This is a genomic window from Staphylococcus sp. MZ3, from assembly GCF_018622755.1.
GTDB lineage: Bacteria > Bacillota > Bacilli > Staphylococcales > Staphylococcaceae > Staphylococcus > Staphylococcus aureus.
The window spans coordinates 1289015-1306351 of sequence record NZ_CP076026.1; the positions used below are offsets into that span (position 1 = coordinate 1289015).

At 32.3% G+C, this 17337-nt stretch carries 15 protein-coding genes; all 15 read left to right on the forward strand.

Annotation, left to right across the window (positions count from 1 at the left end):
- Window positions 1-42: 42 nt before the first annotated feature.
- The 15 genes from rbfA (at window position 43) to KI230_RS06330 (ending at window position 17186) form a co-directional block, all read left to right on the forward strand.
- Window positions 43-393 carry a 30S ribosome-binding factor RbfA gene (rbfA, locus tag KI230_RS06260; RefSeq protein ID WP_000097322.1) on the forward strand — a complete coding sequence of 117 codons (351 nt, stop codon included), beginning with the start codon at window positions 43-45 and terminating at the stop codon, window positions 391-393.
- A 169-nt stretch (window positions 394-562) separates the two neighbouring features.
- Window positions 563-1480 (forward strand): tRNA pseudouridine(55) synthase TruB, encoded by a 918-nt coding sequence (truB, locus tag KI230_RS06265; RefSeq protein WP_000282304.1) that lies wholly within the window; start codon window positions 563-565, stop codon window positions 1478-1480.
- Between the two features lie 14 nt (window positions 1481-1494).
- Window positions 1495-2466 carry a riboflavin biosynthesis protein RibF gene (ribF, locus tag KI230_RS06270; protein ID WP_000864185.1) on the forward strand — a complete coding sequence of 324 codons (972 nt, stop codon included), beginning with the start codon at window positions 1495-1497 and terminating at the stop codon, window positions 2464-2466.
- Between the two features lie 114 nt (window positions 2467-2580).
- Window positions 2581-2850 (forward strand): 30S ribosomal protein S15, encoded by a 270-nt coding sequence (gene rpsO, locus KI230_RS06275; protein WP_001018328.1) that lies wholly within the window; start codon window positions 2581-2583, stop codon window positions 2848-2850.
- Between the two features lie 369 nt (window positions 2851-3219).
- Complete coding sequence (pnp, locus tag KI230_RS06280; RefSeq protein WP_000076693.1) at window positions 3220-5316, forward strand: polyribonucleotide nucleotidyltransferase; 2097 nt, start codon at window positions 3220-3222, stop codon at window positions 5314-5316.
- A 235-nt stretch (window positions 5317-5551) separates the two neighbouring features.
- Window positions 5552-7225: a ribonuclease J2 gene (rnjB, locus tag KI230_RS06285; protein WP_000052590.1), complete on the forward strand. Its 1674-nt coding sequence runs from the start codon at window positions 5552-5554 to the stop codon at window positions 7223-7225.
- Between the two features lie 256 nt (window positions 7226-7481).
- A complete protein-coding gene (locus KI230_RS06290) occupies window positions 7482-9851 on the forward strand; it encodes an FtsK/SpoIIIE family DNA translocase (protein WP_000035773.1) in 2370 nt (789 codons plus the stop codon).
- A 4-nt stretch (window positions 9852-9855) separates the two neighbouring features.
- Window positions 9856-10569, forward strand: coding sequence for a GntR family transcriptional regulator (locus KI230_RS06295; RefSeq protein ID WP_001293306.1), 714 nt, complete (start codon window positions 9856-9858; stop codon window positions 10567-10569).
- A gap of 30 nt (window positions 10570-10599) precedes the next feature.
- On the forward strand, window positions 10600-11865 hold the full coding sequence (gene yfmF / locus KI230_RS06300) for an EF-P 5-aminopentanol modification-associated protein YfmF (RefSeq protein WP_000089942.1): 1266 nt from the start codon (window positions 10600-10602) through the stop codon (window positions 11863-11865).
- Complete coding sequence (yfmH, locus tag KI230_RS06305; protein ID WP_000664779.1) at window positions 11865-13151, forward strand: EF-P 5-aminopentanol modification-associated protein YfmH; 1287 nt, start codon at window positions 11865-11867, stop codon at window positions 13149-13151. The genes yfmF and yfmH overlap by 1 nt, the downstream gene beginning before the upstream one ends.
- A complete protein-coding gene (gene ymfI / locus KI230_RS06310) occupies window positions 13151-13855 on the forward strand; it encodes an elongation factor P 5-aminopentanone reductase (RefSeq protein WP_000646234.1) in 705 nt (234 codons plus the stop codon). The genes yfmH and ymfI overlap by 1 nt, the downstream gene beginning before the upstream one ends.
- 104 nt (window positions 13856-13959) lie before the next feature.
- Entirely contained in the window at window positions 13960-14787 is an 828-nt protein-coding gene (locus KI230_RS06315) for a YmfK family protein (RefSeq protein ID WP_000214890.1), read from the forward strand.
- 18 nt (window positions 14788-14805) lie between these two features.
- Window positions 14806-15198, forward strand: a complete 393-nt coding sequence (locus KI230_RS06320; RefSeq protein WP_000859443.1) for a helix-turn-helix domain-containing protein — start codon at window positions 14806-14808, stop codon at window positions 15196-15198.
- A 33-nt stretch (window positions 15199-15231) separates the two neighbouring features.
- On the forward strand, window positions 15232-15810 hold the full coding sequence (pgsA, locus tag KI230_RS06325) for a CDP-diacylglycerol--glycerol-3-phosphate 3-phosphatidyltransferase (RefSeq protein WP_001025093.1): 579 nt from the start codon (window positions 15232-15234) through the stop codon (window positions 15808-15810).
- Window positions 15811-16034: 224 nt separating this feature from the next.
- Window positions 16035-17186 carry a CinA family nicotinamide mononucleotide deamidase-related protein gene (locus KI230_RS06330; RefSeq protein WP_000020363.1) on the forward strand — a complete coding sequence of 384 codons (1152 nt, stop codon included), beginning with the start codon at window positions 16035-16037 and terminating at the stop codon, window positions 17184-17186.
- Window positions 17187-17337: the final 151 nt, after the last annotated feature.

Below are 17337 nucleotides of genomic sequence, written 5' to 3' on the forward strand. Positions count from 1 at the left end.
ATGCAAATAACAATTGAACTTAAAGATAAAGAGGTGACAAGAATGAGCAGTATGAGAGCAGAGCGTGTTGGTGAACAAATGAAGAAGGAATTAATGGATATCATCAACAATAAAGTCAAAGATCCTCGAGTTGGTTTTATTACAATTACAGATGTTGTTTTAACAAATGATTTATCGCAGGCTAAAGTATTTTTAACTGTATTAGGTAACGATAAAGAAGTAGAAAATACATTTAAAGCACTTGATAAAGCAAAAGGCTTCATTAAGTCTGAATTAGGTTCTAGAATGCGATTACGTATTATGCCGGAATTAATGTATGAATATGATCAATCAATCGAATATGGTAATAAAATTGAACGAATGATTCAAGATTTACACAAACAAGATAGATAATTTAGTGTTAGGTATCTGGAAAATGTTTGATAATTTCTTAATATCGGTATATTAACATTAAACAGTTAATACATAGATGTGTAGAAATAGTTAACATTTTCCAGTTTTTTTATGAATAAATTCAGTTGATACGCTATTAAAATATATTTTAAAAAAAGAAGGTGACTATATGTATAATGGGATATTACCAGTATATAAAGAGCGCGGTTTAACAAGTCATGACGTTGTATTCAAATTGCGTAAAATATTAAAAACTAAAAAAATAGGTCACACGGGTACGCTTGATCCCGAAGTTGCAGGCGTGTTACCGGTATGTATAGGTAATGCAACGAGAGTTAGTGATTATGTTATGGATATGGGCAAAGCTTATGAAGCAACTGTATCGATAGGAAGAAGTACAACGACTGAAGATCAAACGGGTGATACATTGGAAACAAAAGGTGTACACTCAGCAGATTTTAATAAGGACGATATTGACCGATTGTTAGAAAGTTTTAAAGGTATCATTGAACAAATTCCGCCGATGTACTCATCCGTCAAAGTAAATGGTAAAAAATTATATGAATATGCGCGTAATAATGAAACAGTTGAAAGACCAAAGCGTAAAGTTAATATTAAAGACATTGGGCGTATATCTGAATTAGATTTTAAAGAAAATGAGTGTCATTTTAAAATACGCGTCATCTGTGGTAAAGGTACATATATTAGAACGCTAGCAACTGATATTGGTGTGAAATTAGGCTTTCCGGCACATATGTCGAAATTAACACGAATCGAGTCTGGTGGATTTGTGTTGAAAGATAGCCTTACATTAGAACAAATAAAAGAACTTCATGAGCAGGATTCATTGCAAAATAAATTGTTTCCTTTAGAATATGGATTAAAGGGTTTGCCAAGCATTAAAATTAAAGATTCGCACATAAAAAAACGTATTTTAAATGGGCAGAAATTTAATAAAAATGAATTTGATAACAAAATTAAAGACCAAATTGTATTTATTGATGATGATTCAGAAAAAGTATTAGCAATTTATATGGTACACCCTTCAAAAGAATCAGAAATTAAACCTAAAAAAGTCTTTAATTAAAGGAGATAGAATTTATGAAAGTCATAGAAGTGACACATCCTATACAATCAAAACAGTATATTACAGAGGATGTTGCAATGGCATTCGGATTTTTCGATGGCATGCATAAAGGTCATGACAAAGTCTTTGATATATTAAATGAAATAGCTGAGGCACGCAGTTTAAAAAAAGCGGTGATGACATTTGATCCGCATCCATCTGTCGTGTTGAATCCTAAAAGAAAACGAACAACGTATTTAACGCCACTTTCAGATAAAATCGAAAAAATTAGCCAACATGATATTGATTATTGTATAGTGGTTAATTTTTCATCTAGGTTTGCTAATGTGAGCGTTGAAGATTTTGTTGAAAATTATATAATTAAAAATAATGTAAAAGAAGTCATTGCTGGTTTTGATTTTACTTTTGGTAAATTTGGAAAAGGTAATATGACTGTTCTTCAAGAATATGATGCGTTTAATACGACAATTGTGAGTAAACAAGAAATTGAAAATGAAAAAATTTCTACAACTTCTATTCGTCAAGATTTAATCAATGGTGAGTTGCAAAAAGCGAATGATGCTTTAGGCTATATATATTCTATTAAAGGCACTGTAGTGCAAGGTGAAAAAAGGGGAAGAACTATTGGCTTCCCAACAGCTAACATTCAACCTAGTGATGATTATTTGTTGCCTCGTAAAGGTGTTTATGCTGTTAGTATTGAAATCGGCACTGAAAATAAATTATATCGAGGGGTAGCTAACATAGGTGTAAAGCCAACATTTCATGATCCTAACAAAGCAGAAGTTGTCATCGAAGTGAATATCTTTGACTTTGAGGATAATATTTATGGTGAACGAGTGACCGTGAATTGGCATCATTTCTTACGTCCTGAGATTAAATTTGATGGTATCGACCCATTAGTTAAACAAATGAATGATGATAAATCGCGTGCTAAATATTTATTAGCAGTTGATTTTGGTGATGAAGTAGCTTATAATATCTAGAGTTGCGTATAGTTATATAAACAATCTATACCACACCTTTTTCTTAGTAGGTCGAATCTCCAACGCCTAACTCGGATTAAGGAGTATTCAAACATTTTAAGGAGGAAATTGATTATGGCAATTTCACAAGAACGTAAAAACGAAATCATTAAAGAATACCGTGTACACGAAACTGATACTGGTTCACCAGAAGTACAAATCGCTGTACTTACTGCAGAAATCAACGCAGTAAACGAACACTTACGTACACACAAAAAAGACCACCATTCACGTCGTGGATTATTAAAAATGGTAGGTCGTCGTAGACATTTATTAAACTACTTACGTAGTAAAGATATTCAACGTTACCGTGAATTAATTAAATCACTTGGTATCCGTCGTTAATCTTAATATAACGTCTTTGAGGTTGGGGCATATTTATGTTCCAACCTTAATTTATATTAAAAAAGTTTTTTACAAATATTAACATTTATTATATGTTAAGCTAATATTGAGTGAATAATAAGGTTACAATGAGATAAAGATGATATAAGTACACCTAGAGTAATAATCAAGATATTAAAAATAAAGTATGTTTTTTAAAAAAATATAACTTATATTTATACTGATAAGGGTGGGACGATAAGTCTATTTTGTAAATAATAGATGGATATCCCGCTCTCTTTTTTTCCAATTCAATATTTTATAACTAATATTAAAATACGATAATAAATGATATGATATAACTATTAGATTCAAGAGAGGAGATTTATAATGTCTCAAGAAAAGAAAGTTTTTAAAACTGAATGGGCAGGAAGATCTTTAACGATTGAAACAGGGCAATTAGCTAAACAAGCAAATGGCGCTGTATTGGTTCGTTATGGAGATACAGTCGTGTTATCGACGGCAACTGCATCAAAAGAACCTCGTGATGGAGATTTCTTCCCATTAACAGTGAACTATGAAGAAAAAATGTACGCTGCGGGTAAAATTCCTGGTGGATTTAAAAAGAGAGAAGGACGTCCTGGTGACGATGCAACATTAACTGCGCGATTAATTGATAGACCAATTAGACCTTTATTCCCTAAAGGATATAAGCATGATGTTCAAATTATGAACATGGTATTAAGTGCAGATCCTGATTGTTCACCACAAATGGCTGCAATGATTGGTTCATCTATGGCGCTTAGTGTGTCGGATATTCCATTCCAAGGGCCAATCGCCGGTGTAAATGTGGGTTATATTGACGGTAAATATATCATTAACCCAACAGTAGAAGAAAAAGAAGTTTCTCGCTTAGACCTTGAAGTAGCTGGTCATAAAGATGCAGTAAACATGGTAGAGGCAGGCGCTAGTGAGATTACTGAACAAGAAATGTTAGAGGCGATTTTCTTTGGTCATGAAGAGATTCAACGTTTAGTTGATTTCCAACAACAAATCGTCGACCACATTCAACCTGTTAAACAAGAATTTATTCCAGTAGAGCGTGATGAAGCGCTAGTTGAACGTGTAAAATCTTTAACCGAAGAAAAGGGACTTAAAGAAACAGTTTTAACATTTGATAAACAACAACGAGATGAAAATCTTGATAACTTAAAAGAAGAAATCGTCAATGAATTTATCGATGAAGAAGATCCAGAAAATGAATTACTTATTAAAGAAGTTTATGCAATTTTAAATGAATTAGTGAAAGAAGAAGTTCGACGTTTAATTGCAGATGAAAAAATTAGACCAGACGGCCGTAAACCTGATGAAATCCGTCCATTAGATTCTGAAGTTGGTATTTTACCTAGAACGCATGGTTCAGGTCTATTTACACGTGGTCAGACTCAAGCACTTTCAGTTTTAACATTAGGTGCTTTAGGCGATTATCAATTAATTGATGGTTTAGGACCTGAAGAAGAAAAAAGATTCATGCATCATTACAACTTCCCGAATTTTTCAGTAGGTGAAACTGGTCCAGTACGTGCGCCAGGTCGTCGTGAAATTGGACATGGTGCGTTAGGTGAAAGAGCATTAAAATATATTATTCCTGATACTGCTGATTTCCCATATACAATTCGTATTGTAAGTGAGGTACTTGAATCAAATGGTTCATCATCTCAAGCGTCAATTTGTGGATCAACATTAGCATTAATGGATGCGGGCGTACCGATTAAAGCACCAGTTGCTGGTATTGCTATGGGCCTTGTTACACGTGAAGATAGCTATACGATTTTAACTGATATCCAAGGTATGGAAGATGCATTAGGTGATATGGACTTTAAAGTCGCTGGTACTAAAGAAGGTATTACAGCAATCCAAATGGATATTAAAATTGACGGTTTAACGCGTGAAATTATCGAAGAGGCTCTAGAACAAGCGAGACGTGGTCGTTTAGAAATAATGAATCATATGTTACAAACAATTGATCAACCACGTACTGAATTAAGTGCTTACGCGCCAAAAGTTGTAACTATGACAATTAAACCAGATAAGATTAGAGATGTTATCGGACCTGGTGGTAAAAAAATTAACGAAATTATTGATGAAACAGGCGTTAAATTAGATATTGAACAAGATGGTACTATCTTTATTGGTGCCGTTGATCAAGCTATGATAAATCGCGCTCGTGAAATCATTGAGGAAATTACACGTGAAGCGGAAGTAGGTCAAACTTATCAAGCCACTGTTAAACGTATTGAAAAATACGGTGCGTTTGTAGGCCTATTCCCGGGTAAAGATGCGTTGCTTCACATTTCACAAATTTCAAAAAATAGAATTGAAAAAGTGGAAGATGTATTAAAAATCGGTGACACAATTGAAGTTAAGATTACTGAAATTGATAAACAAGGTCGAGTAAATGCTTCACACAGAGCATTAGAAGAATAATATTTAAAGTCATATGACGACAATGTATCGTCATGTGATTTTTTTATGCCATTTTTTACGAAGTGATCCAATTTGAATTTGTTGTATTGAACATTTTAAAACGCTTTATTATTTTGTGTGCAACTGTTAATTATCCTGTATGTATAGTGATTAATAGTGTACATCAAGTGTTTTTTAACTTATAATGAATAGTGAGTTTATATATGGACGGGTAACAAATTTAGGAGGTAAGATTTTGAGTTTAATAAAGAAAAAGAATAAAGATATTCGCATTATACCATTAGGCGGTGTTGGCGAAATTGCTAAAAATATGTATATCGTTGAAGTAGACGATGAAATGTTTATGTTAGATGCTGGACTTATGTTTCCAGAAGACGAAATGCTAGGTATTGATATTGTTATACCAGACATTTCATACGTACTTGAAAATAAAGATAAATTGAAGGGTATATTCCTTACACACGGACATGAGCACGCGATTGGTGCAGTGAGTTATGTTTTAGAACAATTAGATGCACCAGTATATGGATCTAAATTGACAATAGCGTTAATTAAAGAAAATATGAAAGCCCGTAATATTGATAAAAAAGTTCGCTACTACACAGTTAATAATGATTCAATTATGAGATTCAAAAACGTGAATATTAGTTTCTTTAATACGACACACAGTATTCCTGATAGTTTAGGTGTTTGTATTCACACTTCATATGGTGCCATTGTGTATACAGGTGAATTTAAGTTTGACCAAAGTTTACATGGACATTATGCACCAGATATTAAACGTATGGCAGAGATTGGTGAAGAAGGTGTATTTGTCTTAATCAGTGATTCTACTGAGGCAGAGAAACCTGGATATAATACTCCGGAAAATGTGATTGAACATCATATGTATGACGCTTTTGCAAAAGTGCGAGGTCGCTTGATTGTTTCATGTTATGCTTCGAACTTTATACGTATACAGCAAGTTTTAAATATTGCTAGCAAGCTAAATCGTAAAGTGTCATTTTTAGGAAGATCACTTGAAAGTTCATTTAATATTGCTCGTAAAATGGGGTATTTCGACATTCCTAAAGATTTGCTAATTCCTATAACAGAAGTTGATAATTATCCTAAAAATGAAGTGATAATTATAGCTACTGGTATGCAAGGAGAACCTGTAGAAGCCTTAAGTCAAATGGCGCAACATAAGCATAAAATTATGAATATCGAAGAAGGCGATTCTGTATTTTTAGCAATTACGGCTTCTGCAAATATGGAAGTTATCATTGCGAATACATTAAATGAGCTTGTACGTGCTGGCGCACATATTATTCCAAATAACAAGAAGATTCATGCTTCAAGTCATGGTTGCATGGAAGAATTAAAAATGATGATTAATATTATGAAACCTGAATACTTTATTCCTGTACAAGGTGAATTTAAAATGCAGATAGCACATGCGAAGCTAGCAGCTGAAGCAGGTGTTGCACCAGAAAAGATTTTCCTTGTGGAAAAAGGAGATGTCATTAATTACAACGGTAAAGATATGATATTAAATGAAAAGGTAAATTCAGGAAATATTTTAATAGATGGTATTGGTATTGGGGATGTAGGAAATATCGTGTTGAGAGACCGTCATCTTTTAGCAGAAGATGGTATCTTTATTGCTGTAGTAACGTTAGATCCTAAAAATAGACGTATAGCTGCGGGACCTGAAATTCAATCTCGTGGGTTTGTATATGTACGTGAAAGTGAAGACTTATTACGTGAAGCAGAAGAGAAAGTACGTGAAATAGTAGAGGCTGGTTTACAAGAAAAACGCATAGAATGGTCTGAAATTAAGCAAAATATGCGTGATCAAATTAGTAAACTATTATTCGAGAGTACAAAACGTCGTCCTATGATTATTCCAGTAATTTCTGAAATTTAATCAAAAAGTCATTAACATAAAAGAGGTCAGAACAAGTCACTGAAATATAATGGTTGTCATGGACAATTTACTTATATTTTATGATGGTCAATTGAAAGGGGTAACGATTAATCTGTTATCTTAAGTAAATTGATACATAGATGATATTGTTCTAACCTCTTTCATCGTCTGTTTGGACTACATATTCTAAACATCAAATAGGAAATTATATATAATAACGTCGTTTTAACTAAGGCAACATAAGGAGGTGCGTCAATTGGCACAAGCAAAAAAGAAATCGACAGCTAAGAAAAAAACAACATCAAAAAAAAGAACAAATTCGAGGAAAAAGAAGAATGATAATCCGATACGTTATGTCATAGCTATTTTAGTAGTTGTATTAATGGTGTTGGGTGTTTTCCAATTAGGAATAATAGGTCGTCTAATTGACAGCTTCTTTAATTATTTATTTGGGTACAGTAGATATTTAACATATATTTTAGTACTCTTAGCAACTGGTTTTATTACATACTCTAAACGTATTCCTAAAACTAGACGAACGGCTGGTTCGATTGTATTGCAAATTGCATTGCTATTTGTATCACAGTTAGTTTTTCATTTTAATAGTGGTATCAAAGCTGAAAGAGAACCTGTACTTTCTTATGTGTATCAGTCATACCAACACAGTCATTTCCCAAATTTTGGTGGCGGTGTATTAGGCTTTTATTTATTAGAGTTAAGCGTACCTTTAATTTCATTATTTGGTGTATGTATTATTACTATTTTATTATTATGCTCAAGTGTTATTTTATTAACAAACCATCAACATCGTGAAGTCGCAAAAGTTGTACTGGAAAATATAAAAGCTTGGTTTGGTTCATTTAATGAAAAAATGTCGGAAAGAAACCAAGAAAAACAATTGAAGCGTGAAGAAAAAGCGAGACTTAAAGAAGAACAAAAGGCACGTCAAAATGAACAGCCACAAATAAAAGATGTGAGTGATTTTACGGAAGTGCCTCAAGAAAGAGATATTCCAATTTATGGGCATACTGAAAATGAAAGTAAAAGTCAGAGTCAACCAAGTCGGAAAAAGCGAGTGTTTGATGCAGAGAATAGTTCGAATAACATCGTAAATCATCATCAAGCAGATCAGCAAGAACAATTAACAGAACAAACTCATAACAGTGTTGAAAGTGAAAACACTATTGAAGAAGCTGGTGAAGTTACGAATGTATCGTATGTTGTTCCACCGTTAACTTTACTTAATCAACCTGCAAAACAAAAAGCAACATCTAAAGCTGAAGTGCAACGTAAAGGACAAGTACTAGAGAATACATTAAAAGATTTTGGTGTAAATGCAAAAGTGACACAAATTAAAATTGGTCCTGCAGTAACTCAATATGAAATTCAACCAGCTCAAGGGGTTAAAGTGAGTAAAATTGTAAACTTGCATAATGATATTGCATTAGCTTTAGCAGCAAAAGATGTTAGAATTGAAGCGCCAATACCTGGTCGCTCTGCAGTAGGTATTGAAGTGCCAAATGAGAAAATTTCATTAGTTTCACTAAAAGAAGTTTTAGATGAAAAATTCCCGTCTAATAATAAACTAGAAGTTGGATTAGGAAGAGATATATCAGGTGATCCAATTACTGTTCCACTAAATGAAATGCCACACTTATTGGTGGCAGGATCGACGGGTAGTGGTAAATCTGTTTGTATAAATGGTATTATTACAAGTATTTTATTAAATGCTAAACCGCATGAAGTTAAACTTATGTTAATCGATCCGAAAATGGTTGAACTAAATGTTTATAACGGAATTCCACATTTATTAATTCCGGTTGTTACAAATCCTCATAAAGCTGCTCAAGCTTTAGAAAAAATTGTAGCTGAGATGGAAAGACGTTATGATTTATTCCAACATTCATCAACTAGAAATATTAAAGGTTATAACGAATTAATCCGTAAGCAAAATCAAGAATTAGATGAGAAGCAACCAGAATTACCTTATATCGTTGTTATTGTAGATGAGCTTGCAGATTTAATGATGGTAGCTGGTAAAGAAGTTGAAAATGCGATTCAACGTATCACACAAATGGCACGTGCAGCAGGTATACATTTGATTGTAGCGACACAAAGACCTTCTGTGGATGTAATTACAGGTATCATTAAAAATAATATTCCATCTAGAATAGCTTTTGCTGTGAGTTCTCAAACAGATTCAAGAACTATTATTGGTACTGGCGGCGCAGAAAAGTTACTTGGTAAAGGTGACATGTTATACGTTGGAAATGGTGACTCATCACAAACACGTATTCAAGGGGCGTTTTTAAGTGACCAAGAGGTGCAAGATGTTGTAAATTATGTAGTAGAACAACAACAGGCAAATTATGTAAAAGAAATGGAACCAGATGCACCAGTGGATAAATCGGAAATGAAAAGTGAAGATGCTTTATATGATGAAGCGTATTTGTTTGTTGTTGAACAACAAAAGGCAAGTACATCATTGTTACAACGCCAATTTAGAATTGGTTATAATAGAGCATCTAGGTTGATGGATGATTTAGAACGCAATCAGGTAATCGGTCCACAAAAAGGAAGCAAGCCTAGACAAGTTTTAATAGATCTTAATAATGACGAGGTGTAAAAAAATGTCAGAAATGAATGCGGTATATAACGTTAAACAATACATTTTAAATTTGATTAAGCAAAATAAATTGGAATATGGTGACCAACTTCCAAGTAATTTATCAATTGCCAGAGAATTAAATGTAAAAACCGACGATGTTTATGAAGCAATTCAGGCATTGATTACTGAACAAGTCATTAAAGATAATTTTGAAGAGGGCACAAGTGTTAAGTCACTGCCCCCTTTCTTTTATCCATTGAATGAACTTATAAGTATTGGGCAAATGATTAAAAATGCAGGATTTGAATGCGGAACTGAATACTTAAATTTTGATGAGCAACCAGCAACTATGTTAGATGCAAATTTGTTGAGCGTTGAAGAAGGATATCCAGTAACCATTATAGAACGATTACGAACTGCCGATGGAGAACCGGTCGTCTATTGTTTAGATAAAATTGCTAAAAAAGAATTAACATGTACAGAGTATCAAATGAGCAATGGATCGATTCTAAGTGCGATAAAAGAACAAAGTAATCATAATATTTGTTATGCTGATACAGAAATTGAAGCGGTAAATTATGAACCTCGAATATCCGAAGTACTGAATGCTTCGCCACACGAAGGTTTGATTTTATTAAAAATTACGCACTACAATGAATTAGATGAACCTATTTTGTATTCATTAAATTATATGAAAAATAGCTTAGTTCAATTTAAAATCACTAGAAAAATATAGATGTAAGAAGATATAGAGGAGGCTATATATTTGAGTAGACAATCTCAACCAAATATACATATCAAAGTTTCACCAACAACTAAATTTAAAACAACTACTATAGTTTTTAAATTTATGGCACCTTTAGAATATGACACAATTACAGCTAGATCATTATTAAGCAAATTATTAGTTCGAGCAACTAAGAAATGGCCAACCGATAAGTCGTTTAATAATCACTTAGCCGATTTATATGGTGCGTATGTGAATAGTACAATTTCAAAATTCAAAGATCAGCATGTCATTACATTTTCATTAGAAATTGTTAATGAACGCTATTTAAGAAACGGTGAATCATTATTTAATCAAGGATTAGATTTATTACAAGAAATCATTTGGAATCCATTAATTGAAAATAAAGCATTCAATGATAATTTTGTTAACCAAGAGAAAACATTATTAGCCAAAAAAATAGAAGCAATGGTAGATAACAAAGCACAATATTCGTTTTTAAAATTACTCGACCATATGTTTGAAAATGAAGCATACAAATACTTATCTACAGGACAACTAGAACAAATCCCACATATTACTGCTGAAACACTATATCATACATATCAATCAATGATTAATAATGATCAATGTTCTGTTTATGTTGTCGGCAATGTAGAACCTGAAAGTGTTGAGAAACAAATACGTGAAAAATTTGCACTTAAACCATTCGATAAACATCAATTCCAACATTCTACACATCATTTACACGATGAAGAAGTTGATTATATTGTTGAATATGATGACGTGGATCAAGCTAAATTAAATATGGGATATCGTTTTCCAACACAATATGGACAAAGTGGATATGCTGCTTTTGTTGTATTTAACATGATGTTTGGAGGAGATCCTTCATCTGTTTTATTTAATGAAGTGCGAGAAAAGCAAAGTTTAGCGTACTCTATACATTCACAAATTGATGGCAAAAATGGCTATTTATTTGTTTTGAGTGGGGTTTCAAGTGATAAGTACGAAACTGCAAAAGACACTATTATAAGTGAATTTGAAAAAATAAAAGCAGGAGATTTCACTGAAGAAAAATTAGAGTTAGCTAAAAAAGTAATCATTTCTCATCGATATGAATCTGAAGATCGTCCGAAAAGTATTATAGAGATTATGCATAACCAAATATTATTAGAGCAACCACAAAGCAAAGAAACATTTATAAATGATATACAGAAGGTAAGTCGCGAAGATATTGTTTCTGTTGCTGAAAAAGCATTTTTAGATACAATCTATGTGTTGACAAAAGGAGGGGGTAAATAATGAAAGAGCGTTATTATGAATTAATAGACGAAAGAGTATTCGAACAAGAATTAGAAAATGGTTTACGATTATTTGTTATCCCTAAACCAGGTTTTCAAAAGACATTTGTCACTTACACTACACAATTTGGTTCATTAGATAATCAATTCAAACCCCTTGGACAAGACCAATTTGTTACTGTACCTGATGGAGTTGCTCACTTTTTAGAACATAAATTATTTGAAAAAGAAGAAGAAGACTTATTTACTGCATTTGCTGAAGATAATGCACAAGCAAATGCGTTTACAAGCTTTGATCGTACAAGCTACTTGTTCAGTGCAACTGATAATATTGAAAACAACATTAAACGTTTACTTACAATGGTTGAAACGCCTTATTTTACAAAAGAAACTGTTGATAAAGAAAAAGGTATTATTGCAGAAGAAATAAAAATGTATCAAGAGCAACCTGGATATAAATTAATGTTTAATACATTGCGTGCAATGTATCAACAACATCCAATACGTGTTGATATTGCCGGTAGTGTAGAAAGTATATACGATATTACAAAAGATGATTTGTATCTATGTTATGAAACGTTTTATCATCCATCAAATATGGTTTTATTTGTTGTTGGCGATGTGGATCCTGAAGCAATATGTCGAATAGTAAAACAACACGAGGATGCTCGTAATAAAGTTAACCAACCCAAAATCGAACGAGGACTTGTTGATGAACCGGAGGATGTTAAAGAAGCATTTGTTACTGAATCTATGAAAATTCAATCACCAAGACTAATGCTTGGTTTTAAAAATAAACCATTACAAGAAGCGCCTCAAAAATATGTACAACGTGATTTAGAAATGTCATTATTCTTTGAGTTAATTTTTGGGGAAGAAACAGATTTTTATCAGAATTTATTAAACGAAGGACTTATCGATGATACATTTGGTTATCAATTTGTACTAGAGCCGACTTATAGTTTTTCAATCGTGACAAGCGCTACTGAAGAACCAGATAAATTAAAAAAATTATTATTAGATGAGTTGCGTGATAAAAAAGGCAATTTCCAAGATGCAGAAGCATTTGAACTTTTGAAAAAGCAATTTATAGGTGAATTCATATCAAGTTTAAACTCACCTGAATATATTGCTAATCAATATACTAAATTGTATTTTGAAGGTGTTAGCGTGTTTGACATGTTAGACATTGTTGAAAATATCACGTTAGATAGTATTAATGAAACGTCATCGTTATATTTAAATTTAGATCAGCAAGTCGATAGTCGTTTGGAGATTAAAAAGTAATGAAAGCATTAGTATTAGGTGGTTCTGGTTCAATTGGTTCTGAGATAGTCAAACAATTATTAACTGATGGATTTGAAGTTTATGTGCAATATTATCGTACTGATATAAATGAATTAACTAGCAAATTTAGTGATGATAAAGTTCGTTTTATACAAGCGGATTTATCTCAAACAATTGATATTGACAAAACATTTGGTGACATTAAATCATTAGACTGTTTAATATATGCAAGTGGTCAGTCTTTATATGGTGTTTTACAAGATATGAAAGACCATGATATTGATGCATGTTATCAGTTAAATGTCTTGCAATTAATTCGATTATGTAGATATTTCGTTGATGTTTTACGTCAAAGTGCCAATGGAAGAATTATTGTAATTTCATCAATTTGGGGTGAGACAGGAGCTAGTATGGAAACTATTTATTCGGCGATGAAAAGTGCACAATTAGGTTTCGTTAAGGCGCTTAGTCAAGAGCTTGCACTAACATCAGTGACAGTAAATGCTATCGCACCTGGATTTGTAGCCGGTAATATGGCAAGTGAGTGGCAAGAAGATGAACTTCAAGCAATGATAACTGAATTACCACAACAGCGATTGGTTTTACCGAGTGAGGTTGCTCACACATGCGCCTATTTATATCACCCAAATGCTAGAAGTGTTACTGGAACTATACAGAAAGTTAATGGTGCTTGGTATATTTAAAATATATAACTATTTTTATGAGCAAATGTTTTTATGATTGATGTTATAATATGAATATTACAATGAATCATAATTTGTTAATTAAACAAGGGGTGAGGTTCACCATGACAGTTGCAGAGAAAAAAGAATGGTACCTAGAATACGAAATTGAAATTAATAGACCGGGTCTTTTAGGTGATGTATCTAGTTTATTAGGTATGTTAGGTATAAGTATTGTTACAATTAATGGTGTTGATCAAGGTAAACGAGGCCTTTTAATTAAAACAGACAATCTTGAAAAAGTTGAACGTTTTGAGCAAATAGCTCGTGGTATAAATGAAATTGAAATAACAAAGCTTAAAAAACCAGAATTAAGAGACCGTCTTGCAGTAAGACATGGTAGATATATTGAGCAAGATGCAAAAGATAAGAAAACCTTTCGATTTGAGCGTGAAGATTTAGGCTTGTTAGTAGACTTTTTAGCTGAATTGTTCAAAGAAGAAGGTCATAAGTTGATTGGCATTAGAGGTATGCCACGAGTTGGTAAAACTGAATCAATTGTTGCGGGAAGTGTTTGTGCACATAAGAGATGGTTATTTATTAGTTCTACTTTAATAAAACAAACTGTACGTAGCTCTCTAATTAAAGGGGAATATGATGCCAATCATGTATACATTATTGATGGTGCAGTTACTGCCAGAGAATCTAATCCAAAACATCAAGAGCTTGTTAACGAAGTTATGACGTTACCATCAATCAAAGTCGTTGAACATCCAGATTTATTTGTTGAAACAAGTACTTGTACAATGGAAGATTTTGACTATATTATCGAATTGAGAGAAAATGAAAATCAAGAAATACATTACGAAGAAATGAAGAAACAGACAGTCCAAAGTAAGAATAATTTAGATTTTGGAGATCCGTTTGGTGGTGGTTTTGGTTTCTTCGAGTAAGTGTAAGGAGGCTATGAATTGAAAACGGTCGGTGAAGCGCTAAAAGGTAGACGTGAAAGGTTAGGAATGACTTTAACAGAATTAGAGCAACGTACTGGAATTAAACGTGAAATGCTAGTGCATATTGAAAATAATGAATTCGATCAACTACCGAATAAAAATTACAGCGAAGGATTTATTAGAAAATATGCAAGCGTAGTAAATATTGAACCTAACCAATTAATTCAAGCTCATCAAGATGAAATTCCATCGAACCAAGCGGAATGGGACGAAGTAATTACAGTTTTCAATAATAATAAAGACTTAGATTATAAGAGTAAATCAAAAGAGCCAATACAATTATTAGTAATCATGGGTATTACAGTTTTAATAACTTTATTGTTATGGATCATGTTAGTTTTAATATTTTAACAGAAATAAATTAGTGAGAAATGAGGATGTATAATGAATATTCCGAACCAGATTACGGTTTTTAGAGTAGTGTTAATACCAGTTTTTATATTGTTTGCGTTAGTTGATTTTGGATTTGGCAATGTGTCATTTCTAGGAGGATATGAAATAAGGATTGAGTTATTAATCAGTGGTTTTATTTTTATATTGGCTTCCCTTAGCGATTTTGTTGATGGTTATTTAGCTAGAAAATGGAATTTAGTTACAAATATGGGGAAATTTTTGGATCCATTAGCGGATAAATTATTAGTTGCAAGTGCTTTAATTGTACTTGTGCAACTAGGACTAACAAATTCTGTAGTAGCAATCATTATTATTGCCAGAGAATTTGCCGTAACTGGTTTACGTTTACTACAAATTGAACAAGGATTCGTAAGTGCAGCTGGTCAATTAGGTAAAATTAAAACAGCAGTTACTATGGTAGCAATTACTTGGTTGTTATTAGGTGATCCATTGGCAACATTGATTGGTTTGTCATTAGGACAAATTTTATTATACATTGGCGTTATTTTTACTATCTTATCTGGTATTGAATACTTTTATAAAGGTAGAGATGTTTTTAAACAAAAATAAATATTTGTTTATACTAGATTTCATTTTCATATGGAATCTAGTTTTTTTAATCCCAATTTTAGAAATTAGCCACGCAATTGTTTATAATGATATATTGTAAAACGATATTTGTTCATTTTTTAGGCAAATGTGTTGTAGCATCTGATACATTGAATCTAAAATTGATGTGAATTTTTAAATGGAATACATGAAAAAAAGAATTAAACGATACAAGGGGGATATAAATGTCAATTGCCATTATTGCTGTAGGCTCAGAACTATTGCTAGGTCAAATCGCTAATACCAACGGACAATTTCTATCTAAAGTATTTAATGAAATTGGACAAAATGTATTAGAACATAAAGTTATTGGAGATAATAAAAAACGTTTAGAATCAAGTGTACGTCATGCGCTAGAAAAATATGATACTGTTATTTTAACAGGTGGCTTAGGTCCTACGAAAGATGACTTAACGAAGCATACAGTGGCCCAGATTGTTGGTAAAGATTTAGTTATTGATGAGCCTTCTTTAAAATATATTGAAAGCTATTTTGAGGAACAAGGACAAGAAATGACACCTAATAATAAACAACAGGCTTTAGTAATTGAAGGTTCAACTGTATTAACAAATCATCATGGCATGGCTCCAGGAATGATGGTGAATTTTGAAAACAAACAAATTATTTTATTACCAGGTCCACCGAAAGAAATGCAACCAATGGTGAAAAATGAATTGTTGTCACATTTTATAAACCATAATCGAATTATACATTCTGAACTATTAAGATTTGCGGGAATAGGTGAATCTAAAGTAGAAACAATATTAATAGATCTTATCGATAAACAGACTAATCCTACGATTGCGCCTTTGGCGGGAAGTCATGAAGTATATATTAGATTGACTGCAAATGCCGACTCAAAAGAACAAGCACAATCATTGATTCAACCTGTTAAACAAGAAATTCTTGATCGTATTGGAGAATATTATTATGGTTCAGATGACACATTAATTGAGCAAGCTGTAATAAAGAAAATTCATGAACCTTTTGTAATATATGATGGTATTACTAATGGTGCTTTATATCATCGATTGAAAGAAGTGGATTTAAACGATGTTCTAAAGGGTATGATTAATCACAATGAAAACCTTGTTGATATTAATAAACCTATTGAGCAGCAATTAAAAGATGCAGTGCAATTTGTTAATAAATTGTTTAATGTGTCATCAGCAATTATTCTATTAGAGTATGATGGTGTAGTCCATATAGGCTATGATAATAACTTTGAATTTAAAACTGAGCAATTTAAAATGTCTAAATCTAGAAATTTATTAAAGAACAGAAGTCAAAATTATGCGCTCATAAGATTATTAAATTGGCTTAGAACAACAAATTAATTGTATTATCGATAAAAATATAAGCACGTTTGTTCGTTTTTGCGTTTTGATTTCAAGATTTTATACGAACAAATATTCGCAAAACACTTGTATTTTATTTTGAATCCTTGTATAGTATTGGTAAGATAATTAAAAGATAGCAATTTCAATT